Genomic DNA, 24,908 nt, shown 5'->3' on the forward strand with positions numbered 1-24,908 from the left:
GGTCAGCTCTCCTTCCGCGCGGCGTCCGCGGCGGTGTCGGTGTCCACTGTGCTCTTCTTCGCCGCACTCTTCTTCGCCGGGTCCGCGGCTCTCCCGCCGCGCCGCCCGGCCTCGGGCCGCCAGTCGGCCAGCGCCTCGCGGGTGAGCCCCCGCTCGGCCAGTTGACCGTCCAGCCAGGCCGTGAAGTAGTCGGCCGGCGAACCGGCGTACAGATCGGCGTACTCGTGGTGCCACTGGTGCAGCCACGGCTCCAGCTCGGCCAGGCCCGCCAGCAGCGGCACGGCCCGCCCGTCGCCGGCCGGGTACTCACGTTCGATCAGCGTGTTGGCCAGCGCGGTGGCCCGCTGCAGGTGGTCCCAGCCCGCCCAGCCGAGGACGGGGGTGGCGTCGTTCTCCCGCTGCGCGCCGGGGTAGCCGACGAACCGCTCCTTGGGCACGTCGAGCTTGCCGCGGTGCCGCCAGTAGGAGGGGTTGGCGAAGTCCTTCGGGGTGTACTTCGGCGGGACGTCAATCTCGACCTTCTCCCCGGCGTCCTCGCGGCGCTGGCGCGCCCAGACCTCCTCCCAGTCCCGGCGCTTGAGCAGGCCGGTGGGGGTGTGGCGGAGGGCGGCGAGGTAGGGGACGTGCTCGTCCTTCAGCAGGGCGGTCAGCTCGGTGGTGAGGTCGTGGTCGGGGCGGCCGACGTAGAGGTCCATGACCTGCCGGAAGTCGGCGTCGGTGCGGACCAGGTCGGCGAGCTGCGCCACGCTGAGCGTGCGGGGCGTGCCGTGCTCCCGGCCGCCGTCGAACCAGATCTCCTCGGCCTCCAGCCGGTCCAGCAGCCAGGTGCGCAGCGCCTCGGCGCGGGCGTCCTCGTACGGCTCTGACCGCCAGCGCCGCTTGCACTCGGGCGCCTCGACGAGCCTGATCAGCGGCCGGTCCCCGATGACCTCGATCCGGCGGCGGACGAGGTCGCGGTACGGCTCCGGCCAGTCGGCGGGCACGTCCCGGATGGGGGTGGAGCCGTGCCGCTCGAACCACTGGGTGTCGTCCTCCCCGTCGAGCACCCGGGCGCCGAGGACGATCTCGAAGGCCCGCTCGCCGAGCGCCAGGCCGGGCAGGTCGTCGCCGTGGTAGGTCAGGTTCTCGTCCAGGATCCCGTAGAGCCGGTAGACCTCCCAGTCCAGCTCCTCCTGGACGGCGATCATCTCGGCCCGGACGGCGTCGTGGCGCTTGCGCGCCTCGGCCAGCGCCTCGTGGGACGGTACGGCGCGGGCGCAGACGGCCTGGGGGGTGAGGGTGGCGAGCTGCTGGGCGAGGGCGTCGAGACGACGGGCCTTCTCCAGGGGGGCGCCGTCGGGGAGGGGGAACTTGGCGACGTTGGTGGAGTTGAACTGCGCGAACCGCTCCCAGGCCGCGCTCGTGATGCCGCCGCCCTCACCACGGTTGCCCTTGTCATGGCAGACCTGCTTGAGCCAGAAACAGGCCGTGGAGGAGTTGAGCAGGCCGAGCAGCCGGAGGTGGTCGTCTTCCGTCGCCCCCTCCGGCAGCTTGATCACCGGAGCGGTCTGTTTGAAGACCTTTCCGCCACGATCCAGCACGAAGTGATTATGGGTCGCCACTTCCCCAAACGTGATCGACAAAGGTGTAGCGTATGCAGAAGCAGTGTGCTGCATATATTCCCACCACTTCAACCCTGCAGCAGCCATATCTCCTTGGAATGTTCTTCGAGCAGCAAGCAGTGCACGGAATGGCCAAAGCTCGCTCTTGACAGAAGAGTCAACAACACCGTCACGATAGGGGTACCAAATAAACTCAATCGGAGATGCAGACCAGTCTCGAACCACCTCTCCAGCCATAACAGGCTTCAGTAGATCCACACTAGCACCCGACATTCCAAAAGCTAGACGAGATCTAACAAATACATCATCAGCGCCAGCACGAATCGCACGACCAACTGGAGCTTCTACGCAACTCAACAGAGGGGAGCAGCCAGCCTCGATCAAGAGCTTCAAGTCGGCAGCCCCCCCACCCGAAAGCGACCATGGATGGGAAGAGAACCGCTCTCGCGGCAAACTCACCAAAGAAACATACGAACCATCCGCTCGACCATGACTAATACTTTCAATAATGGCAATCCACACCAGCCCTTGACTAGGATCAGCAGGCTGAGCGGGCTCACCGCGAACACCGAGGACAGCACGGATTTCACCGAGGCGATTCCTATCCCGGTTCTTGCCGATCAGAATGACCGTCGGTGTCCCATGACCCGGAATGTAAGCCCCTGATGTGTCGATGACATGCGTGAGGTCGACCTTGTGGGCGAAGAACTCTTCGATCAGCTTCTTGCCGAACTCGCGTTTCATGAACGAGTTGGCGGTGATCTGACCGACATGTCCCGGCCGATCGTTGTCTTTGACCGCGAGCCGGAAGAACAGCTCCGCGAACGGCACCGAGAGCGCGTATGTCCCTGAGCACGTCGTATAGCGATCCCGATACGCCTGGTTGAGCGCCTTGTCCTTGACCGTGATGTAGGGCGGGTTGCCGACGACCACGTGGTAGCGGCCGTAGTCGAGGATGCCGGGGAAGTGGTCGATGTCCTCCCAGGCGTAGAGATGGGAGGCGAGCGGGTCGTTCTCCAGGACGTCCAGGGTCATCTGACGGCCGCCCCCGGCCGCCCTGCCGCCGCCGTACAGCAGCGTGTCCCCGGTCGCGATGTTGAGACTGAGCGCGGGCACGTCCGGCCCGTCGAGGCGGGTGACCCCGCACGCCTTCAGCGCCGCCACCATCAGGCGGAACTTCGTGATCGCCGTCGCGGTCGGGTTGATGTCCACGCCGTGGACGGCGTCGAGCACCTTCTGCACCCGGACCCGCTCGTCCATCCCCGGCTTGCGCGTGTTCCACTCCTCCAGCAGCCGGTCGAACGCGCCCAGCAGGAAGTGGCCCGACCCGCACGTCGGGTCGATCAGCCTGAGCCCTTCCAGCCCGAAGTCGTCCAGCGCCGGGTCGAGGACCCGCTCCAGGATGAACTCCTCGACGAAGACCGGGGTCTGCAGCAGGGCGTAGCGCTTGCGGATGTGCTCGGACAGGTCCTGGTAGAGGTCGCCGAGGAAGCGGGTGTCCAGGTCCGGGCTGTGGAACCCGTCGTGCGCCAGCCGTACGCCCTCCGCGTCCCGGCGGCGGAAGAGCGCGATCAGCTCCTCGGCCTGGTCGGCGGAGAGGTCCCACCACCAGACGAAGTCGGAGTCGGGGAAGAGCGCGTGCCCGGCCCGGGTGGAGCGGAGCCAGGTGAAGGACTCACGCAGCCACTCGCGGGCGGTCAGCCGGGGGTTGCGCTGGATCCAGGCGGCCTCGGCGTCGGCCGCCTCGGACGTGGCGAGACCGGCCACGTCGCGGGAGGCGATCCAGCGGTGGGTGGTCAGGTCGTTGTCCTCGCAGAAGCGGATGAAGGCGCAGGCGACCACCCACGCGCTGGCGGCCTGGGCGCTCTGCGCGATGAGCCAGTCGTTCCAGCTCTCCCCGGTCCGGCCGATGCCTCCGGCCCGGCGGTGCATCTCCTTGAGCCGGTCGCCGATCTCCGGGATCCGGCCCGCCTGCTCGCGCAGGTCGTCGGCGACGCGCCGTGCCTGCTGCTGGAGGTCCTTGAGCAGTGCGGCGGAGATAACCGACACCTGATCACCCTTCCCGTCCCGTCACCCGCCGGCCACCCCACCGCGGCCTGCTGCGCGGCCTGCCGTGCCCGGTCAAGCCCCGCCGCCCCTGTCGCGGTCCGCAGCGGTCCACCGCGCCGGACACGCCCTGCCCTGTCAGTTTCGCAACTCCAGCAGGGCACGCCGAACCAGCGCAATAACAATACGGGCGCATAAGCGACTGACGAAGCCGATCATCGGAAACCGGCCGTGACCATGTCGCATCGGCGGACGGGCCGTGGCATCGATGATGAAGGCAGCCCTGGTGCTCCGAACCGGCGAGCGACCGCCATGCTCGACATCCTCGTCGGCAGAGCCGGATCAGGCTGCACTACACCGAGGCGCGGCCGCCGCAACACGGAAGATCAAATCGGGCGCCCTGGAGCGCGCCCCGACCTGCGCAGCGTCGATCAGTCCTGACCGTCGAACTCGCCGTCCTTCACGCCGGCGAGGAAGGCGTCCCACTCGGACGGGGTGAAGGTCAGCACCGGCCCGTCCGGGTCCTTCGAGTCCCGGACCAGGAACAACCGCTCGGCGTCCGCCTTGTGCCCGCCCACGGCCTGGGCATCATCGGCGAGCGCCACCTCGATGCAGTTGGAGCCGCCCCCGCTGTGACTGCTCTTCCGCCACACGCCGACCTCAACGCAGTCTTGTCCGGCGCCGCTGAGAGAACTCTTGCGCCAGGTGATACGAGACAGATCCACCTCAGCCATTCCATGCCTCTCCCACGAGATCAGCCAAGCCGTGCAGCCGCCTCCTCGATAAGACGCCGGGATTCATCCGGGTCCAGCGCCCTGGCGCGAAGGTGGTCAAATGCCACCGTATAACGGTATACATCCGCGTCCTTCTCGACGTAGAGGCTGTCGGTCAAGTTCTCCAGGAACACCACGTCCGGATCGGCAGGCTCAGGAAACTCCATGATCTGGAACGCCCCGCTTGTTCCCGAGTGTGCTCCGGTCGCGAAGGGCAGGAGCTGGATGGTGATGTTGGGGGCCTCCATCACCTCAAGGAGCCGCTTCAACTGGGCATGCATGACGGCGGGCCCGCCGATGAGACGCCGGATGACGGCTTCGTCCAGGACAGTCCAGAGCCGGAGTGGCTCGTCCCCGGCAAGAACCGACTGACGCGCCATACGGATCTCGATGCGGTGCTCGACCTCGCCAGGCGGTGAGAGGACCAGTCCCGCCCGGATGACCGCGCGAGCGTAGTCCTCCGTCTGCAGGAGACCGGGGAGGACCACGGGCGCGAAGCTCTTCATCGATGCGGCCTCTGCTTCGAGCCCAATATAGGAGGCGTACTCGCTGGAGAGGTCGTCATAGGCGTGCCACCAGCCCTTCTTCCGGGCGTCCCGCGCAAGCTTGAGCAGTTCCTCACGCCTGAGACCGTCCACCCCGTAGAGGCCGAGGAGTCGCTCGACGTCCTTCGGGGTGACTCCTACCCGAGACGTCTCGATGCGGGAGATCTTCGTGGTGGACCACCCGAGCTGCTGGCCGACCTCCTCCAGCGTCAACTGGGAACGTTCGCGCAGGTGACGGAGGTCCGAAGCCAGTCGACGCCTGCGCACCGTGGGACTCCCCGTTTGCCTCATCTTCAGCCTCCTTTGAGTCGAGACCAACGGTAGCGACCTCCTGACACAACGCGCTTACGCTTTCCCAGAAGCAATTTTGCTTTTCTACTGGCACATCGATGAGAGACGGTGCATGCTCTGCGCATACGGCCAGTGACTCTGGGATGACTTCGGGCTTCTCCGATGACGCATGCAGGGTCAGGGATCGACGGAAGGGCGGGCAACGGATGGAGACGTATGACCTTCGCGTGTGGAGCGGCCAGTTGGTGGAGCTGGCCTGGGAGTTGAACGAGCTGGGGTTCGACTCCGTGGTCCGGCTCCCGCCTGGCGGGCGGCCGAGCATGGAGATCTTCCTTCCCGCCGGTCGGCCCTGGGCCTCGACCGCGCAGCACGGCCACGTCTCGGTCTTCACCTGGGAGCGGGGCCGTCCCCGGAAGGTCCGCACCTGGCGGAGCCAGACCTCGCACGGCCGGGAACGGGACCGAGATCTGGACCCGGACCGGCGGAACCGTGATCAGCAGAGCCGCGCTCCGGACGGCCGTACCGCGTGGAGCGCCGCCCTGCGGGACGGCGGCGCGATGCGGGCGGTGGCGGAGCGGATCCTGGAGGTCGCACGATGAACGGACCGCGGCTGCTCGGCCAGACCGGCCTCCCCGGCGAACTCGCCGCCGTGCCCCGGGCGAGACGCTACGTCCGCGACCTTCTCGACACCTTCGGCCACACCCGCACCGACGACGCCCTGCTCCTCGTCACCGAGTTGGTCGCGAACTCCGTACGGCACTCCGACTCCGGCCGCGCCCCCGGCGGCCGGGTGGACCTGGCCGTCATCATCTGGGATGGAACGCTCCACGTCGACGTGATCGACGCGGGCTCCGCCGGGAGCGCACCCCGCCTCCGCACGGACGCCTGCGCCGAGAGCTGCGGTGGGCGCGGCCTCCGGCTGGTCCACGAGCTGGCCACCGCCTGGGGCTGGTACGCCGTTCCGTCCGGGCGGGTGGTCTGGTTCCAGCTCGCCGGGACGGAGGCGTGCACGTGAGCCCGCGCGGTTCACGCCTCCCGGGTCGCGACGTCCCGGAACCAGTCCAGGCAGGCGACCACCACGTCCCAGGCACTCTCGGAGGCGAGCACGGTCACCGGGAAGGACGGGTAGCCGTCCAGCTTCGTCACCGGGACCTCCACCCCCGGGATGTCGTTGAGCCGCTCCCTCATCTCCTCCCGGACCGCGGTGTCGTCGAACGGGCGCCGCGTCATGAAGGTGCCGAACGAGACCTCCACCTTCTTCGGATAGATCCGGAGCGCGGCGAACCGGTCCCTGCCCCGCTTGAGGGCCGCCGCGCAGGAGGCGCCGCCCGCACCGTACTGGATCTCTCCGCCGCCCGCCGACCAGTGTTCCAGCAACCGCTGAACCGCCCCGGCCGCCCGGGGACCGGCCTCCACCCCGAGCTGTCCGAGGAAACGCCGCTGCTTGTCGTCGATGCGCTGGTGCTCACCCCGCACGGGGCCTGTTCCGTCCGGCGCCTCCGGCTCCTCCCACCCCAGCAGTGCCGCCAGCTCTCCCCCGGTGATCCGGTGCTCGGCCTTGGCGCGGCCCAGCTCGTCCAGAGTGATTCCCCGGCTCTGCAACGGTGCCATGGCCTGGCGCAGCTCGGCCCGGCTCACCATGCGGCCCTCCGCGGGCGGCTCCCCGTCCGCCGTCAGCACCCGGTCGCCGTTGGGCAGGTCTGCATTGCCGAGGTACACCCGCACCGCCAGGACGTGCGAGCCCACCAGCCGCGCGAGGTCTCCGTAGGAGATCCACTTCGCGGGCGGGAGCGCGGCGAGTGCGCGGGTGAGCGGCGACCAGTCGGGCACCACCCCCCGGACCTGTTCGGACTCATCCGGTCCCGGCCAGATCCGTACGGCGCGCTCGGCCAGGTCGGCCGCCCTGGCGAGGATCTCCGCCTCCCCCCACCGCTCGCACTCCGCGATCACATGGTTCATCGCGATGGCGCTCCGGCCGAGGATCACGCGCTTCTCCACGAAGGGCGCGTTACTCAGCTCCGAGTTGTAGCCCGTGAGGGTGAGGTTCCCCAACGTGTGAACCAGCCGGCGGTGCGCCGAGCGGGCGTCGCCCTCCAGGACGAGCCCGTCGAGCCAGTCCTGGGTGGGGCTCTGCGGCAGCACGTGCTCGATGCTGATCTCCTTGACGGAGAGGTCGGTGCGCTCTCTGAAGGGGTGGTCCTCCTCCAGCCGCCTCAGCACGGCCTTCCGCTGCGCGTGGGTGCCGTACCGGTAGAAGTCCTTGGCCGCGATGTCCCGGCGGAAGTCGGCGTCCGACGGCCACCCCCACCGCACCGGGGAGAGCTCGTCCCGGACCGTGTGGTCCACGGGCTGGTCGGGCGTCAGCGTCACCGCGAGCCGGTGGAGGACACGGGTCAGCGAGGGCATGGCCACCTGCCCGACGAATCGGCGCACGACGAAACTCTCGACGTACCGCAGGGCGCGGGCGACCTCCTCGTCGGCCGCGTGTCCCTCGTCGTGGAGTTCGAGCAGCCGCATGATGACGGGATAGACCGTGGCCGGCTTGAACTCCTTGAGGAAGGCGATGCTGGAGCCGATCTCCGTCCGCTCGTCCGCCTTCAGGATCCGGTCCAGGTAGCGACCGCGCCGGGCGAGGGAACGGACGTAGTCCTCGACCTTCTCCTCGTCGTCCCGGAACTCCTCCAGCATCTCCTGATGGCCTCGGTAGACGTCCAGGCGCTCCGCCTGCTCACCGTGGTTGAGCACGTGCACCACGTGCATGAGCCGGTCGAACTCCTTGAGGCCGAGCAGGCGCTGGGTCGGTAGCCACTGGTTCTCGTAGACCTCGGCGCCCCGCTCCGGCAGGCACATGAAAACGTAGTTGCGGATGAAGTCGACCGGGCTGAGCCGCATGCCGGTGTTGTTGATCGACTCGAAGATCTGGAAGGCGTTGTCCTCTTTGTCCACCACGATCTGCACCAGGTCGAGCCGGTCGAGGATCACCGTCTCGACGTGCCGGACGTCGTCCGGGGAGGTCAGTCCCTCGAACACGGCCAGCTTCCCCCGGAGGAAGCGGTAGGCGGCGCCGATGTTGCCGTCCGCGTCCTCGATCGCGCCCTCGACGCACGACTGGAACGCCTGCCGGTCCATCCTGGTCGGGCGAAGACGGTACCGGCGCTCTCCGGACTGCTCCTTGTTGATCAGGAAACCGTTGTTCATCCGGCTGCGGTGACCGAGGTCCTCCTCCTCCGCCCGATGGTCGCGGATCGCGCACAGCGCCAGCAGAAGCGTGGTCAGCCGCTGCTGCCCGTCCACGATGACCCACTGCTCGTCCCCGGGCATCAGCTCGGGGGCCGGGGCGAGGACGATCGACCCCAGGAAGTGGCCGGCCTGCCCTCCCTCACCGAGGCTGCACGCCTGCCTGGTGATGTCGCGCCAGAGGCGGTCCAGCTTGTCCTGCTCCCAGGAGTAGGGCCGCTGGTAGATCGGCACGACGTACTGCGGCTCCCCCTTGATCAGCTTGCGCAGTGTGATCGGCCTGGCCTGCACGCGGCCTCCTTCGACAGGAATGCGAGAACTCGCCGGAGATTCGGCGATCATCCTACGAACCGAAAACGGCCACGAACAACCGAATCCGAGATAAGTGAACGGCTTTCATCTTTCCCCGGAACCCGCCTTCGGAGAATTTCGGCCACCCAATGGACGGGGGCGCTAAACCATTACAAGATGCCAGCAAACGGTCAGTCGCGCCCCGCGGAGGACGAACCTTTCTCCGGGACGGATCGGAGCTCCTCCGCCACGGCATCGATGAGGGCCCGGGCCGCCTGGCGGAACCCTACGCGGCGGACGCTCAGGCTCTCGGCGACGGACTCCCACGAGAACCCGACCCGGACAGGTGCCCCCGAGGGCGCGGTCTCCGGACCGCTCCCCACCTCCTTTCCAGGAGCCCGAATAGCCATTAAAGGCCGGTAAAGCGCCGCTAAAGCCATCCGGCGTGCCCATAGATGTCGGTAGAAACCAGCTTCGCGCCAGTCTCATCTCCCAGGGGGAGGCCGTACAGGCCATGGAGGAGGGAGCGCCGGCGGCGTTGCTCCTCTTCTACGGCGTGGAGTGCGGCCTGAAGGCGGCTCTCCTCGACCGCCGGGCGCTGAAATCCACCGCCAAACTGCCACCGCATCTCAGAAGCCACGATCTGCACAGCCTCGCCAAGGAGTTGCGGCTCCCGCCGCAGCTCTGCGGCCGGATGCAGCCGTGCACGAGCCACAAGCAGGAGAACGAGCAGGTGGCCTTCGCGGACCTCCACCAGGCATGGCGGTACGGCCACGCCCTCAGAAAAGACCACGACGCATCGTCCGCACTCTCGGCGAGCCGCTCCCCTATCCGGAGTCCTCGTTCCCGGGCGGTGTGCGGATCGCCGCCCTGCACTCCTTCAAGGGCGGCGTGGGACGCACCCTCCACGGGGTGGCGCTCGCCGACGCCGTCGCCCAGCGCGGCGAGCGGGTGCTCCTGGTCGACGCCGACCTCGAAGCGCCCGGCATCACCTGGATGTTCAGCGCCCAGGGCAGGCGCGTCGACTTCGGCTACGAGGACTTCCTCGCGCTGCTCCACTCCTCCGACGACGGCCGTCCCGACGACGCGGTGCGGCTGGGGGCGGCCTACCTGCCGAACCAGCTGATCGACAATGTGATCGTCATGCCGACCCGGCGCTCACTCCTCGACATCGCCCCGCCGCGCCTCGAACCCACCGATCTGCTGACCCCGGACCGGTCGATCTACTACCTGACCGAGTCCCTCGCCGCGCTCGCCGACCGGCTCGGCGCACGGACGGTCCTGATCGACCTGCGGGCGGGCAGCAGCGAACTCGCCGCCCCCGTCCTGCTCGATCCCCGTGTCCAGCGGGTCTTCGTCACCACCGTCAGCGACCAGTCGCTGTACGGCACGCTCCGGACCATCCGGGAACTCGGCCGCCGCGCGCCGAGCCGTACCGACGATCCGGCGAGCGTGGCCGTCATCACCCAGTTCCGGGAGGACGGGCACCGGGAGCTAGCCGTCTCCGCCGCGACCCGGCTCTGCGATGCGATATCCGGGACCCTGGAGCCGAACAACCACGAGGGTGAGGACCGCACCGTCGACCGTGACGTCACGCTGGAACCGATCTTCAGTGTGTTCCAGGACCGGCTGCTGGCGCTGCCCGCCTCCTGGGACGCGGTGGTGGACCTGGTACGGCGTCAGCGCCTCGCGGAGCCGCTCGCCCCGCTCGTCGAGGGACTCACGGTCCCGGAGGAGCAGACGCTCACCGATCAGGGACCGGCCGCGGAGTCGCTCCACGTCGCAGTGGACGGCGGCGACGTGATCCGCCTCCGGGCGGTCCTCAGCGAGTTCGCCGGACGACTGGCGTACGCCGAGACCACGGACGACACGGACTTCCTGCCGACCGAGTCGCTCCGGAACATGCTCGCCTCCCACCGGACCGAGCCGCCCCTGTGCGTGGTCACCGGAGCCAAGGGCTCGGGGAAGACCTTCACCCAGCTCCAGATGTGCTTCAGGAGAACCTGGCGGGACTACGCGCACGCCGTCGGCGTCGCGGGCGTGGCCCTGGACGCCCCGCTGGCGCCGGTACTCGTCTCCAAGAACCTCAGCGAGTCAGCTCTCGAACGGGTCGGTGAGATCCAGCGGAACGCCGCCGCCTTCCGGAGGGCCGAGCCCGCGACCCAGCTCGCACTGCGCGATCTGATCGACGAGGCCCTGCGTTCACAGCTGACCGACATGCAGTGGCGCCGGGTCTGGCTCACCTGTATGGCCAGAGCGCTGGGCATCGACGCCTCTCCGGAGAACGTCGAGGCGGAACTGGCCGAATTCGCTTCCGTGAACATGCGGATCTTCCTCTTCGACGGGCTTGAGGACCTCCTGCAGGACCTTCTCGACAGCGAGGTCCAGCGGCAGGCGCTCCGCGTCCTCCTGGTCGACTGTCTCGACTGGCTGCGCAGCCTCCGCGGCCGGCCGCTCGGGCTGGTGATCTTCGCCAGGCGTGACCTCGTGCAGTCGGCCATCCGGCAGAATCACGGGCAGTTCCTGGCCCGCTACCGCGACTACGAACTCAAGTGGAACCATTCCGAGGCGCTCCGGCTCGCCCTGTGGGTGGCGCAACGCTCCGAAGCCCTCCCCAGGGGGAGTTCGGTACGGCGGCCTCGGTGCGGAGCCAGGATCTCAGCACGGCTCTCCACCCGCTCTGGGGCGAGAAGATGGGATCTCCCAAATCCCGGGAGGCACGCTCGGACGGCTGGTTCCTCGCCGCTCTGTCCGACTTCAACAAGCAGATCCAGGCCCGTGACATCGTGACCTTCCTCAAGGAGTCGGCTGCCTTGTCCGTGGAGGACAAGAACTGGCCGACCCGGCTGCTCACGCCGGCCGCGATGAGGAAAGCACTCGTACAGTGCAGCCTGGGCAAGATCCGCGCCATCACCGAGGAGAGCCCGCAGGTCGGAGAGCTTCTCAGGCGCCTCGGCAGCCTCCCCGTGGACAAGAAGAAGATCCCGTTCATCCCCGAGACCGTCGGTCTGTCAAGCCAGGAACTGGAGGTTCTCTCCGGTAACGGGGTCGTCTTCCGGGAAGAGGACCAGTACTGGATTCCCGAGATCTTCCGGCACGGTCTCTCGTTCAAGGCCACGGGCCGCCCGAAGATCCTGGCGATCGCCAACATGGTCCGCCGTCAGAACAACCTCGACTGACAGCCCGCAGGAGCATCGACCTGCGAGCAGGCCCCGGGAGCCGGTTCCCGGGGCCTGCTGGGCCGGCTACGAAACCGCCAGGTGGCGGTGGGCGTCGACCCAGTTCGTGGAGACCTTCAGCGCGTCGAGGGTGCCGGGGGCGGGCCGGTCGTCGATGTACGGCGCGCCGCCCCGCTCGACCGGCAGCAGCAGCCACCGGGCCGCGGGCCGGGCGGTCGCCTTGTCCGCCAGGCGCTCCAGCGCGCTCAGCCGGTCGTAGCGGGCCAGCGGCGCCGCCTCGACGACCAGCAGCGGCTCCGGGTCGGAGACCAGGCGCCCCTCCAGGCCGACCGCGGCGAGCGCGACGAGCCTGCGCAGGTTCGCGGCGTCCTGCGGGGCCGCGTCGGGGCGGTCGGAGCGCAGCACCAGCGACCAGTCGACGTTGAAGCTGTCGGCGGTCGTCCGCATCGCGGTGACCAGCTCGGCGGTCACGTCGAGCACCTCGGCGCCGAACCGGGCGCTCAGCACGGCGATCGCGTCGGTGTAGAAGCGGTAGTCCACGCTGAGCGTGAGGAACCCCCGTTCGCGGGCGGCGAGCGTCATGCGCCGCTCGAAGTCGGCGAACTCCCGGCCGCCCGCGCTCCCGCTGAGGCTCGTCAGGCCCCGGCTCCGCGAGGACGGCAGGATGCCGCCCTGCACCTTGCGCGGCTCGTAGGTTCCCTTCGCGAAGACCAGCGGGACCCCGGCCTGCTTCAGCAGCTCGTTGAGCCTGCCCGGCTCCTGGCCCGGAGGGTCGTACGGGAACGGCCCGACCCTCGGGTAGCGGGCGCGCACCCGTTCCTTGAGCTGCTCGGGATTCATGCCGTGGCGGACCACGCCCAGCGAGGAGGCCATCTGCTCCAGGGCCCGGCGCGGGTCCAACCCGTCGGGGTAGACCTCCCCCCGGCCGTTGGCCGCGGCGGTCCGCGAGGCGGCGGCGGCCAGCGGCGCCAGCCGTTCGGCGGGCAGCTCCGGGCACCCCTCCGGCCTCCGTACGGCGCGCAGCCTGGCCTCGGTGTGCGCGGCGCCGGGCAGCGGGCTCTCGGCGGCGAGCTGGTCGGCGACCTTGCCGAGCCGTACGGCGTAGTCGAGCAGGTCCGTGCCGGGCACCGCGTCGGGGTCGGTGGGCTTCTCCAGTGCGACGATCACCGAACGGTGCGAGCGCCGCTGCAGGAGCCTGGCCTCTCCGCCGCGCTCCGCCTCGACCTCGACGGCCGCGCGGACCAGGCCCAGCGCGCCGCGCAACCACCGCTCCCCGACCGCACCGGGGCTGCGGGAAGCGAGCAGCGCCTCGGCGATGCCGGTGGCGTCCATCACCCCTCCGGCACCTTCTACGATCTCCACGATCTCGTCGCGGACCTGGGTGAGGACCCTCTTCGACCGCCAGCCTCGGCGCGCGGTGGGGATGATCTGGCCGACCCTGCCCGGGGTGACCCCGGCGACCCGCGCCAGCTCGGCGTTGCCCGGCCAGTCGGACGTGCCGTGCTCCAGACCGAGGTAGAGCCGGAGCACCCGCGCCCCCGTGGAGTCCTTCCGGACGCTCTTCGGCACCAGGGCGGCGAGGACCGAGCCGATCCCGCGATCGGACCCCTCCTTCAGATCCGCCGGGTCCGGGGCGTCGGTGAGCGGCTGGAGCCGGGCCCGCCACTGCTTGGCCCGGCGCCTGATCTCCCGTTTGGTGGGATCGGCCACGCCGGACAGGCGGGAGAGCTCGAACGGCGAGCGGGCCAGCAGGTCGCGGACGGTGCGCACGTCGATTCGGTGCAGAGCGTCGACCGCCCGCGGGGTGAGACCGGCCGAGGCGATCGCCGTGTCCAGACCCGCTCTGGCCGCGGCCTGGTCGAGCTCCTCCCCCGTCACCGGGTTGACGCTGGTCGGTGTGGCCGCCGCGGGAGGGATGGCGTCGCAGACCGCCTGCCAGGCGATCCGCATGGACTCGATCGAGTCGTGGCGGGCCTTGACGTCCCGGGAGAGCGCGCAGCGGAGGAACGCGACGAGCGCGTCGCGGGCGGGGCCGGGCTCGAAGTCGTCCGGGTCGATCACGACGTCGCCGTCGATCACCGCAGGGTGGCTGCGGCTGCCACCGGCACCGTAGGACGGGGTCCTGCCCGTGGCCATCTCGTGCAGCGTGACGGCCGCCGCGTACCGCTCGGCCGCCGCGTCGTAGCGGGGCCGGTGCACCGGGTCGAAGAACGGGTCGAGGTAGGGCGGGGTGCCCACCCCGGTCTGCTCCAGCGGCGCCCGCGAGAGCGAGAAGTCGAAGAGCGTCAGGTGCACCTCGCGGCTCTTGCCCTGCTCGCGGAAGGCGAGGTTGTCGGGCTTGATGTCGCGGTGGTTGACCCCGGCGAGGTCCAGTGCGGCGAGGATCTCCAGCAGGTCCTTGCCCCAGCGGGTGAGGAAGTCGAGGGAGAGCCGCCCCTCGCGGCGGATCACCGCGGCCAGGCTCTCCCTTCCGGCGTCCTCCAGGAGCAGGGCCGTACGGCCGCCGACGGTCAGCGGGCCCTCTAGCGCACGGGCGATGCGCGGGTCGCGGGCGAGCTTGAGCACCTCGGCCTCGTCCAGCAGCCGTCGGCGCGCGCCGCCCTCGTCCAGCGCCACCTTCAGCACGGCCTGGCCGTGCTGGGGGTCCTTGACGAGCAGGGCCAGCGCGGTGGAGCCCTGGCCGAGCCGCTGGACGACCTCGAACCGGCCGGGCTGCTCCCGGGTGCCGACCACCGAGCCGGGTGTCGCATCCAGCGGATCGACCTGCTGCGCGAGCTCCTCCCGCAGCACGATCTCCTGGACCAGTGCCTCGAGCTCCTGCGTGAACCTCTCCGCCGACTCGGTACGGAGATCGACGTCGCCGGCCGTGGCGTTCCGCACCAGGTCGATCATCGCCTGCGGGGCGCCGTCCAGCTCGACGCCGACGTCGAGGCCTCGCTCACGGGTGAGCCGCTGCTGGAGCTCCTCGCCCGTGACCGCGGGGGCGTTACCAGTGAAGATCAAGAAGGAGACGGCGCCGAGTCCGAAGACGTCGGCCAGGACCGGGTCGGCGTCGGGGGTGTGGAACGTCTCCGGTGCGATGTACCCGTGGGCGGCCCGGTCGGTCAGTGCCTCCAGGGTGCGGGTGCCCGCGACGTAGCTGCCGTGCCCGGGCGAGCCCGGCACCGGGCGTCCGGCGGTGTGCCAGTCGCGGACCCGCACGCCGTACCGGCCCTGGGCGAGGGTGCGGACGAAGACGGACAGTGGGCTGAGCCTGCGGTGGACCAACCGCCGTGAGTGGGCGTAGCGCAGCGTGTTGGCCAGCGTGCGGACCAGGTCGATCCGCGCGTCCAGGGAGAGTTCCGCGGCTCTCTGCCTCAGGAAGTGGTCCAGGCGCACCTCGCTCACGTCGTGGTCGAAGACGACGGCGAGGCCCCGCTCGTGCTCGTAGAACTCGATGGCGCGGGCGATGCCCGGGTGGTTGACGTTCTCCAGGGTGACGAATTCGCGCTTGGCCGCCCGCAGGATCGCGGCGTGCTCTTCCTGGGAGACGCTCCGGTCGACCAGGTGGAAGCGGACCCTCCGAACGCCGTCGAGCAGGGGGTGACGGGCGAGGTAGTCCTGCCAGCCGGGGCCCTCGGCCAGCGGGCTGTCCGCCAGTTCCAGGTTGCCGACCTTGCGGTCGCGGACACTCCGCCGGACGCCCGCCCTTTCGATCAGCCGGGCCAGTTCGACCGAGCGCCTGCGGTCGACGGCGTTGCGCGGGTGCGACGGTGTGGCGGCCAGTTCGTCCCTGATCAGCTCGGCCAGACCGTCCGGGCCCTGGCCGTCGATCCGGTAGACGCCGTGCCTGCCCCGCTCGGTGAGCCTGACCTCGGCGGACGGCTGGTGCAGGACCACGCCCGCGTGCACGAACGGCAGATCCCTGCCGCCGACGTCCTCGAGCAGCTGCTTGAAGTGCTTGGCCTTGGTGTCGGCGAGGACGCGGGGGTGGTCCTCGGCCGCGCCGTTGTGGAACCAGGTCTGGTGGTCACCGGTGATCCGGCCGGACCAGTGTTTGAGCTCCAGGAGGTGGATGCCGCCCCTGCCGATGACCAGCAGGTCGACCTCGTACTGACGCCCGCTGCGGGTGGTGAAGCTGAAGTTGCTCCACGCCCGGTAGGGGTCCTCGTCCGGCAGCAGGGCTCTGATCGCGGTGAGGCCGCTCCGCTCGTGGCTGTGCCCAGAGGGTGCGACCTCCACCCAGCGCCTGCTTCCGGCATCCACGCGCAGTCCTCCGTTCCTCGGTGCGGAGTCTAGTCCCGCGAGGGCTTCCCCTTCTCGGGGAACAGGCCTGCGGCGACCCGGTCGAGCCACTCCGGCATCAGCGCACCGAACGGTACGGCCTGCCAGCCCGGCGCGACGTTGATCATGTACAGCAGTACCGTGTCGACGATGACGGCGACGCTGTAGCCGAATCGGCGTGCGGCGGCGACGGGCACGATCACCGGTGCGGTGGCTCTCGTGGCGGCCTCCAGAGGTCCGGTCGGAATCCCCCGCCGAACCCACGTTATGCCCGGCCAGTCGGGCCGGGCAGAGGCGAAGGTCCATCGGATCCGGGTGGTGGGTCGTCGCGCGGGTCTACGGGAACGCGCGGGCCGCAGCTGCCACGGCCCGGCCTGACCCGCGCGCCGTACGCCCGAGTCGATCTCTGTGGTGGAATGCTCCGGTGGATCGGGCGCGGGTGAGGCAGCTGCTGGGCGAGATGCTGGTCTGCTGTTTCGTGATCGTCGTGCTCAGCGGCGGCTTCCTGGCGTCCTTCTACACGCCCAGCGGCGAGATCATTCCCTACAGCGGAGCCTACGAGCCGCTCCGGGGCATCCCCATGAGCGCCGCCTACCACTCGATCCTGGACATGAGCTTCGAAGGGGGCACAGGGCTGTACGTGCGGCGGCTGCACCACAGCGCCTCGCTCCTGCTCGGCGTGGGCACCGCCTTCTGGGCGCTGCTCGGCCGGTTCCGGTACGCGTTCGCGGTGCTGTGCCTGATCATCCTCGGCGGGATCGCCGGTTACGGAGCCGCCGACGACCTGCTGTCCGGGACCGTCCTGGACCGGGTGCCCGTTCCCCTCTGGTACGGCCTGCACCTGCTGCTGGCTCTGATCGTGGGCGCGGCGCTGGTGCTCTCCTCCCGGCGGGAGGCGGCCCGGCGGCCCAGGACGATCCCCTTCGTGGCGCTGAGCGTCGGCCTCACCCTCCTGGCGGTCTTCGTGCTCTGAGGCCGTCGCCGTCAGCCGGCGACGATCACGTCCCCCACCGCGGAGGTGACGGTGAAGGAGTCGAGCCGCCGCAGCCGGCCCGTCGTCCGGTCCAACCGGTACCAGGTGTAGACGTGGTACTCCTCCCCGCTCCGCCCGCGGTAGGAGTCGGTCAGCACGTCCAGTCGGCCCGCCCTGTCCCAGCGCGCCCGGTAGGGGGCCTCGCCCTTGCGGAGCCGGAGCGGGAACGTGCGCCGCTTCCCGGTGGCCAGGTTGCGGACGGTGACCGCGTTCTTCGAGGGGTGGACGTCGTCCCGCCGGGCCTTGGCCACGGTGACGCCGTCGCGGCCGAGGTCGCCCATCATGTAGGCCGACCGCCGCAATCTCACCGACCAAGTCCCGGTCTTGTAGACCACCGCCCCGCGCACGTGGGTGGCCATCAGGTGCTTCTCGTCCGGGCTGAACCTCGCCAGGTCGTGTCCCCGGGGCAGGTCGAAGGCCTTCCCGGTGGCCGTGTCCACGATCCGGTCGACCGGTTTCAGGGAGACGAGGTGCTCTCCGTCGATGCCGACGAACCGCCCGCGCGGGGAGAGGGTCAGCTCGGTCACCGACACGGACTCCGGCCGCCTCACCGCGGTCCGGCGCGCCTTCCCGGTGGCGGCCTCCCAGATCATGAGCACGCCGTCGCTCCTGCGGAAGTACGCGGCGCGGGTGCCGTCCGGGGAGAGCGCCATGAGCCCCATCGCCGGGTGGTCCCCGTCGGGCCGCTGCGCGTCGGGGAGCGTCCGGACGCGGCTGTCGCTCAGCCAGAGCCTCCACGGCCCGCACGGGTGCCGCCCGACGCCGCCGTCGTTCCGGCAGGCACCGAGGCCTGCGTGGCGGATCACCGGCTTGACCGGCGCGGCCCCGGCCGGGAGGCCGGTCATGAGCACGACCGCGGCCGTGACCGCGGCCGTCACTGTCCGGAACGGCATGCCCGCATCCTCCCACAGCACCGTGGAGTCCGCAGGGCCCGAAAAACCCGCAGAGACCGCGGATCGACCAGGCCAGCCGGTCCCAGAACCGCCGCGGCCGGCGAGCAGCGGGAACTCACCTCTCGGCGGCGACCCGGTCGAGCCACTCCAGCATCAGCGCGTCGAAGAGCTCCGGCTGCTCGAACTGGGCGTTGTGCCCGGCCACGTCGAGCACCGCGTAGCTCGCCCGCGGGTAGTGCTCGAGCAGCGCGAACGCGTCCGCGTAACCGACCACGTGGTCCTGGCGACCGGCGATGATCACGGTCGGCCGGTCGAAGTTCCGGCTCTCAGAGGGTTCCGGATCCAGCCACCGGTTCGGCGCGATGCGCTCCAGCGCCGCGGTGTCGGCGCAGTCGAGGCCGACCATGATCTCGTCGCGGAACCGGCGCAGGGTCTCCGGGGTCTGCACCACGGCCATCTCCGCGAACTCCGCGGCGAGCCGCGGCTCCGTCGAGGCGAGCAACCCGGGGTCGGACCGCAGTACCTGGAAGTCCGGGAGGACACGCTCGGTGGCGCCCAGCCTGTCGGCGACCGGGCAGATCAGCGCCAGTCCCAGCACCCGCTCCGGCCGCAGGCCCGCCAGGGCGCGGGCCAGGTAGCCGCCGTACGACTCACCGGCCAGCAGGAACGGCTCGTCACCGAGGACGTCGTCCACGAAGGCCAGCACGGCGTCGAGCAGGTCGGCGGCGCTCGTCACGGACGGCGGAGCCGGCGACCTCCCCATGCCCGGCAGGTCGGGGTAGAGCCGCCGGTATCCGTCGCGCCGGGCGAAGACCGGCTCCAGGCAGCCGAGCATCAGCCGGTGGTCCGGCGTCCAGCCGTGCAACGCCAGGACCGGGGTGCCGGTCCCGTGCTCCACGAAGTGCAGCGGCGCGGACGTACGTACCGACGACATGACCGACCTCCGATGATCTTGCAGTTGATTCCGCCGCATCCTGCCACAGCGCACTGACAGATCTGCGCACGAGCGCCCGGCCGGCACCGAACGGCCCCAGGGGCGCCACGGCCTCGCAGCCCGGTGTGCGGACTGCTCCGGACGAGGTCGCCCGCACACTGGAGCTCCGCCGGGTCAGCCCTGGCCGGCAGGGCACAAAGGCAACGCGCGCCGGATCGTGCGGGGGGGCGGGAATCATCCCCACATGCGCGGGGAGCACAACGAGGTCGGCGCGAAGCGCATGGGGCCCGAGGGACCATCCCCGCGCGGGGATGGTCCCGGTCCGGGTGTAGCTCTGGCCGTCAGCGGAAAGTGCTCCCCGCGCACGCGGGGATGGTCCTGAATGTCGCCGCCTGCTGCCCGGCCGGCCCGTGTGTTCCCCGCGCACGCGGGGATGGCCCCAGCCGGGCCGGATGCAGGAACGCATTGGCGGGATGCTCCCCGCGCACGCGGGGGTAGCCCCACATTCCTTGTAAACCGGCGATCTATCCCGGTTCTCCATCGCCACGCGACACGAGCGACCCGGCAGCGACCCGGTTTTTCGGAAACCACGGTCGGTCGCGGGGATCTGGGTACGGTCGGGGAGTCGCGAAAGCGAGCACAGACTTCACCGAGGCAGACGCCCGAGGACGCGGTCTCCGGACCGCGTCCTCTTTTCACTTCCCCCGTCTTCCCCGAGGTCTCGCGGTGGGTCTCGATCCGGTTCGTGGAGGTCTTCAGCGCGCTGAGAGTGCCGGGACCGGAGCGCCGGTCTGTGCCTATTCCCATCCGCGCAGGTCCGCCACGTAGCGGTCATGGGCGGCGGCCTCCCACTCCTCCATGGAGGAGTGCCTCCCCCGGCAGTAGCGGCCGACCAGGTGCGCCAGGAACGCATCGCACTCGGCGTCGTCGCGCAGGCGCAGGCCCGGGTCCGCGCTCCCGGCGCGCAGCAGGTGGCCGCCGCCCGGTTCTGCGGTCAGGGTGACCTCGCCGCTCCGCCGCTCCCGGCGGGGTGGGCGCACGGCCAGGTAGGCGGCGTAGACGTGCCGGTAGGCGAACTCGTCGTACGCGTCGTGGATCCGGTCGAGCCAGGAGCCGATCTCGTCGCCGGCGGTCCCCGTTCCGGGTCTCGTTCTCATCGCCCCATTCTGACCGCCGGCAAGAACGATGTGTCTCGATATAGAGCGGGCGGGCGTCGGCGCCGAGGCGGCCGGGCGTCCGGTCACGGCCGGGTGCGCTCACGGTGCACGACCACGTCGTCCCCGCGCCCGGGGTAGGCCATGATCAGCAGCCGCTGCGGACCGGCGTACTCCTCGCCCTTCCACGGGAGCCAGGCGTAGTGCACCCGGATCCGGTAGTCACCGGCCCTGCCGTGCAAGGCGAGGTTCGGGTACTGCGGGCCGCTCATCGGGTCGCCGAGCTCGATCCTCCCGCCGGGACTGCGGTAGCCCACCTCGACGACGTGCTGCCAGCCCCTCGTCTCCACGGGCGGGCGGCGCGAGTAGGTCTCGAGCGTGAGGCACGTCGGCGCGTCGGAGTGGATGTCGATCTCCAGCTGGCCGGGGAGCGCGGACACCAGTCCATTCCCCTCCGGCCGCCCGGACGGATCCTCCTCGGAGGGGTCGAACTCGGCGGTCTCCTCGGACACGCCCAAGACCCCGTAGTCGGTCCACACCGGCTTCCCGACCACCGTCGCCGACGCCGGCCTGATCAGCGGGCGGTGGCGGGGCGCCTCGTCGCACATGCGCTGCCGCTCCGCCTCCCACTCCCGCATCTCGCGCTCCTCCTCCGCCGTCTCCGCCCTGACCACCGCGTCGGCGGCCGGGCAGACCTCGTCGAGGACGTACGTGAACTCGCGCACGTCGACGCCGCTCACCGCGCGGACGCGGGCGATCTCCCCGGGGTCGTTCCGCGTGTAGACGCCGCAGAGCCGGCGGCCGTACGCCACCAGCGCCGGATCGGACAGGTCCTCGCCCACCGGGAGCGTCGTCCGGCCGGCGCGCACCTCGCACACGAAGGCCGGCTCTCCGCTCAGCGGAGGGGTCTCGACGCGCCGCCCGTACGCGTCGGTCGCGGACCGGAGCCGCCCGCACTCGCCTTCGGTGGTGAACGGGCCGCGGGCGAGGTCCGCCGAGGGGAGCAGGCAGAGCGCCGTCACCGACACCGCGCACACCGCCGCCGTCCGGTACGGCGAGCGCCGGGCCGGGCGCCGGCCGTACCGGAGCAGCAGGATCAGCGCCGACGCGGCGCAGGCGGCGCTGTGCCAGAGCGGCGGGACGCCGGTGAAAACCGTCGCACCGCCCTCCCCGGCGGCGGACACCCAGTCGGGATAGAGCTGCGGGCCCCCGTATCCGAAGGACACGTAGCCGGAGGACGGGCCTCCGCCCTCGTCGACGTACCCGGGCTCGGTCCGGGGGACGGGTGCGGCGGTGGCCGCGGTGATCGCCCCGGCCGCGGCCGCCAGGAGCAGGACGCCCGCTGCCGTCCGTACGTGGCGGGGCGTCCGGTGCACCACCGCGGTCAGGGCCAGGAGGGCGAGGCCGCCGATCCCGACGAGGAGGTCGGCGCAGAACCAGAGCAGTGCGAGCTGGGGGTGCAGCGCACCGGTGAGGGTTCCGCCGATCGGCCCCTCCGGCCCGAGCCAGAAGGGGACCCCGCGGGCGAGACCGGCGAGTACGGGCAGCAGCGGCAGCACGACCGCCATGACCGGGAGCGGCCATCGTCCGAGCGGGGCCCGGTCCGGTGCCGGCCGATCCCCGCCCGGTACGGCTCCGGCGTCCGGTACGGCTCCCGCCCTCGACGCGGCTCCCGCCTCCGGTACGGCTCCCGCATCCGGCGCGGCCTTCGCGTGCGGGCCGCCGAGGTCGTGGGCGGACCGGGCCAGCCAGACCGGGACGAGGACCTGGAAAACCACGATGAGGCCGGTGAGCACCGTGCCGGAGTCCCCCCACGGGAAACGGAGGGTGAGGACGAGAGGCGTGACGAGGAGCGACATCGCCGGATCCGCGACTCCGACCCACACGGTGGTCCGGCCCCACCGGCCGTCCCGCGCCTGCATCACCAGGACCAGCACCGTCCACAGCGTCCAGGGCACCCCGCCCAGGCCCCCGAACTGGAAGACGTCCCCGGCCGCGTCGAGGTCGAGGGCGTCGCACACCCTCGCACCGGTCGACGCCGCCGCGGACAGCGTCCCGGCCGCGAGCGCGGTGAACCTCACCCCCCGGGACGCACCGGACAGCACCCGGTGGAACAGCAGCACGAGAGCCAGCTCCGCGAGGCTCCAGCAGATGTCCGCCCACCACGGTGACGAGAGCCCGGTGAACCGGTGGAAGACCAGGTGCAGGGCCAGGTCCGCGTAGAGCACCCGGCGCAACCAGCGCACGGCCTTCCCCGCGGATCTCGCGGACCCCGTAGGAACCGCGATCCCCACAGGGGCCACGGCCTCCGAGGGATCCGTGGCCCCGGAAGGCTCAACGGGTTCCGGGGGCCCGACGGGCCCTGCCGGCGCGGGGGGATCATCGGTCACCGGGCCGCGGAGGATCTGCCAGAGCGCCCAGCCCTGCACTGCTCCGGCCAGGAGCAGCGGCAGTAGGGACCAGCCCGACAGGTTCTCCGCCGGATCGGACTCCGACCACATGCCGAGGGACAGCACCCCGGCGAGGAGTCCGTCGCCCCCCGCCGCCGCGACGACACCCGACACGGCGACCGCGGCCGTGTAGCCGCCCGCGAGCAGTGCCGCCGGCCACCCGAAGCGGTACCGGCGACCGAGACGAGGAAGGCGCACGCGTATCCCCTGGAGACAAGAAGGGTCAACCGAACAAAGCGCCCAACCCTAACGGGAACGTCCCCCGGAGTCGATCACCGCGGTGTTGGGGGTCAGACCCGGAAGTGCGCGACGGACCGGTTCAGGCCGACGGCCAGGTCCGCCAGCTGCCGGGCGGCCCCGGTCGCCTGCGCCGCGCCGGCGTTGGACTCCTCCGCCGCCTGCGAGACGTCGGCGACGCTGCGCGCGATCTGGTCCATGCCGGTGGCCGCCTGGCCGACGCTGCGACTGATCTCCTGCGTGGTCGCCGTCTGCTCCTCCACCGCCGAGGCCACCGTGGTCTGGTGCTCGTTGATCCGCTCGACGATCCCGGTGATCTCCGACAGCGCCTGGGCGGCGTCGGTGCTGCTGCCCTGGATCGCGGCGATCTTGCGGCTGATCTCCTCGGTCGCCTTGGCGGTCTCCTGAGCCAGTTCCTTGACCTCGGTCGCCACGACCGCGAAGCCCTTGCCGGACTCCCCGGCGCGCGCCGCCTCGATGGTCGCGTTCAGCGCCAGCAGGTTGGTCTGCTCGGCGATGCTGTTGATCACCTTGACGACGTCGCCCACCTCGCTGCTCGCCGTACCCAGGGCGGCGACGGAGGCGTTGGTCTGGGCGGCGACGTTCTGCGCCTGCTGCGCGATCTGGACCGCGCTGGCGGCGCTGCGCGAGATGTCGGCGATCGCCGCGTTCATCTCCTCGCTGGCCCCGGCCACGGTGGTGACGCTGGCCGAGACCTGCCCGGCCGCCGAGGCCGCGCTCTGCGACTGCGCCGCGGTGACGGTGGCGCCCGACTCGATCCGCGCCGCCAGGCCGGTCAGCTCCGCGGAGGCCCCGGTCAACCGCCCCGCCTGGTCCTGCACCTCCTGGACGCTGGCGCGCATGGCGCCCAGCGAGCGGCTCAGCGCCTCGGACATCACGCCGACCTCGTCGCGGGTGCCGGTCTGCGGCACCTGGATGGTCAGGTCGCCGTCGGCTACCGCGCCGAGGGCGTCCGCGACCCGGCGCAGCGGGCGGCTGATGCCCCGCGACACCCGTACGGCCAGCGCCAGGCCGAGCAGCACGGCCGCCCCGAGGAAGACCAGGGAGAGGGTCACCGCCGTGTCGTACTTGCCGTCCAGGTCGGCGGCGGTGGCCGCCGCCTCGCTCTTCTCGGCCTCGACCATCTCCTTGAGCAGGGTCTTGCACTCCTCCCAGGGCGCGTTCGCCGCCCCGGTGTCCTTGATCGACATGTAGGTCTCGACGTCGCCCTCGATGGCGGCGGGCAGCATCTGCTGCTCGGCGACCGCGCTGTAGGCGTCGAAGCTCTCGCGGAACTCCGCGACCTTCTCCGGCGCGGCGGCGATCGGGCCGTACTCCTCCAGCAGCCCGTTGATGCTCTCGATGTCACCGTCGATCTTGTCGAGCATCTTCCGCAGGTCCTCGGAGCCCGTCTCCAGCAGGGGCACCTGGTTCTGGTCCAGGCGCAGCACGCGGAGCACGTCGCGCAGGTCGGAGGCCACCACCATCGGCTGGACGTTGCCGGTGTAGATGGACTGGCCCGCCGAGCGCACCGCGCTGGTCTGGGCCAGTGTGACGAGCGTGGCGGCGGACGACACGAGCACCGTGACCAGCACGGTGACGCCGATCTTCACGCCGACCGGCAGATCGCCCCAGGGCCGGCGGCGGCCGCCTGCGGCCGCGTGCGTGTTCATGGATTCCACGGTGTTCCCTTTGTGAGTCAGGTCACAGCAGAAGGCTGTGACCTGACTCATCGGCTTCCACCGGCCCGAACGAAGGAGAAATCCGGAACCCTGTCCTCAGGGTCGCCCCCCCGCCCCGCCCCCGCAGGTCCTTGCAACCGGTCCGCGGAACCGGCCGGCTCGCCCCGTTCCCCCGGCAGCGCAGGGGAAGAGGACCCCGGTTTCGATTTCCTTGACGCCCGGCGGAGACCGTCGCTAGCTTTGGGAGCGCTCCCAAAGATCGGATATCCCGCAGACGCCGCTCGCCCTCGAGCCGGTCC

Annotated in this window: 16 protein-coding genes; 5 read left to right on the forward strand and 11 right to left on the reverse strand. The window is 70.7% G+C overall.

What is annotated here, in order from left to right:
- Positions 1–2: 2 nt before the first annotated feature.
- From pglX to HS048_RS31390, 3 genes are all read right to left on the reverse strand, one after another.
- Positions 3–3,650 (reverse strand): BREX-2 system adenine-specific DNA-methyltransferase PglX, encoded by a 3,648-nt coding sequence (gene pglX, locus HS048_RS31380; protein ID WP_196469680.1) that lies wholly within the window; start codon positions 3,648–3,650, stop codon positions 3–5.
- A gap of 428 nt (positions 3,651–4,078) precedes the next feature.
- Positions 4,079–4,372 (reverse strand): DUF397 domain-containing protein, encoded by a 294-nt coding sequence (locus HS048_RS31385; RefSeq protein WP_307832713.1) that lies wholly within the window; start codon positions 4,370–4,372, stop codon positions 4,079–4,081.
- 29 nt (positions 4,373–4,401) lie between these two features.
- Entirely contained in the window at positions 4,402–5,256 is an 855-nt protein-coding gene (locus tag HS048_RS31390; protein WP_196469682.1) for a helix-turn-helix transcriptional regulator, read from the reverse strand.
- Positions 5,257–5,462: 206 nt separating this feature from the next.
- On the opposite strand from HS048_RS31390, the gene HS048_RS31395 reads away from it, so the two are divergent.
- On the forward strand, positions 5,463–5,855 hold the full coding sequence (locus tag HS048_RS31395) for a hypothetical protein (RefSeq protein WP_196469683.1): 393 nt from the start codon (positions 5,463–5,465) through the stop codon (positions 5,853–5,855).
- Positions 5,852–6,271: an ATP-binding protein gene (locus HS048_RS31400; protein WP_196469684.1), complete on the forward strand. Its 420-nt coding sequence runs from the start codon at positions 5,852–5,854 to the stop codon at positions 6,269–6,271. The genes HS048_RS31395 and HS048_RS31400 overlap by 4 nt, the downstream gene beginning before the upstream one ends.
- Before the next feature lie 11 nt (positions 6,272–6,282).
- Here the strand turns inward: HS048_RS31400 and HS048_RS31405 are convergent, their stop codons facing one another.
- Entirely contained in the window at positions 6,283–8,784 is a 2,502-nt protein-coding gene (locus HS048_RS31405; RefSeq protein WP_196469685.1) for a DUF262 domain-containing protein, read from the reverse strand.
- Positions 8,785–9,639: 855 nt separating this feature from the next.
- Here HS048_RS31405 and HS048_RS31410 point away from each other — a divergent pair.
- Positions 9,640–11,574: a KGGVGR-motif variant AAA ATPase gene (locus HS048_RS31410; RefSeq protein WP_196469686.1), complete on the forward strand. Its 1,935-nt coding sequence runs from the start codon at positions 9,640–9,642 to the stop codon at positions 11,572–11,574.
- Positions 11,575–11,597: 23 nt separating this feature from the next.
- Positions 11,598–11,963, forward strand: a complete 366-nt coding sequence (locus HS048_RS31415; RefSeq protein ID WP_196469687.1) for a hypothetical protein — start codon at positions 11,598–11,600, stop codon at positions 11,961–11,963.
- A 66-nt stretch (positions 11,964–12,029) separates the two neighbouring features.
- On the opposite strand, the gene pglW is transcribed toward HS048_RS31415, so the two are convergent.
- Positions 12,030–16,208 (reverse strand): BREX system serine/threonine kinase PglW, encoded by a 4,179-nt coding sequence (pglW, locus tag HS048_RS31420; RefSeq protein ID WP_196469688.1) that lies wholly within the window; start codon positions 16,206–16,208, stop codon positions 12,030–12,032.
- Positions 16,209–16,237: 29 nt separating this feature from the next.
- The gene (locus HS048_RS39005; protein WP_196469689.1) at positions 16,238–16,429 is read right to left on the reverse strand and encodes a hypothetical protein; all 192 of its coding nucleotides are present in this window, start codon (positions 16,427–16,429) and stop codon (positions 16,238–16,240) included.
- A gap of 236 nt (positions 16,430–16,665) precedes the next feature.
- On the opposite strand from HS048_RS39005, the gene HS048_RS31430 reads away from it, so the two are divergent.
- Positions 16,666–17,199: a hypothetical protein gene (locus tag HS048_RS31430; RefSeq protein WP_196469690.1), complete on the forward strand. Its 534-nt coding sequence runs from the start codon at positions 16,666–16,668 to the stop codon at positions 17,197–17,199.
- An 11-nt stretch (positions 17,200–17,210) separates the two neighbouring features.
- On the opposite strand, the gene HS048_RS31435 is transcribed toward HS048_RS31430, so the two are convergent.
- From HS048_RS31435 to HS048_RS31455, 5 genes are all read right to left on the reverse strand, one after another.
- On the reverse strand, positions 17,211–18,152 hold the full coding sequence (locus tag HS048_RS31435) for a hypothetical protein (RefSeq protein ID WP_196469691.1): 942 nt from the start codon (positions 18,150–18,152) through the stop codon (positions 17,211–17,213).
- Between the two features lie 115 nt (positions 18,153–18,267).
- Entirely contained in the window at positions 18,268–19,086 is an 819-nt protein-coding gene (locus tag HS048_RS31440) for an alpha/beta fold hydrolase (protein ID WP_230882394.1), read from the reverse strand.
- 797 nt (positions 19,087–19,883) lie between these two features.
- Complete coding sequence (locus HS048_RS31445; protein ID WP_196469692.1) at positions 19,884–20,243, reverse strand: hypothetical protein; 360 nt, start codon at positions 20,241–20,243, stop codon at positions 19,884–19,886.
- Positions 20,244–20,326: 83 nt separating this feature from the next.
- Positions 20,327–22,888, reverse strand: coding sequence for a hypothetical protein (locus tag HS048_RS31450; protein ID WP_196469693.1), 2,562 nt, complete (start codon positions 22,886–22,888; stop codon positions 20,327–20,329).
- Between the two features lie 92 nt (positions 22,889–22,980).
- The gene (locus HS048_RS31455; RefSeq protein WP_196469694.1) at positions 22,981–24,600 is read right to left on the reverse strand and encodes a methyl-accepting chemotaxis protein; all 1,620 of its coding nucleotides are present in this window, start codon (positions 24,598–24,600) and stop codon (positions 22,981–22,983) included.
- Positions 24,601–24,908 lie beyond the last annotated feature (308 nt).

Source organism: Planomonospora sp. ID91781 (assembly GCF_015711595.1).
Lineage (GTDB): Bacteria > Actinomycetota > Actinomycetes > Streptosporangiales > Streptosporangiaceae > Planomonospora > Planomonospora parontospora.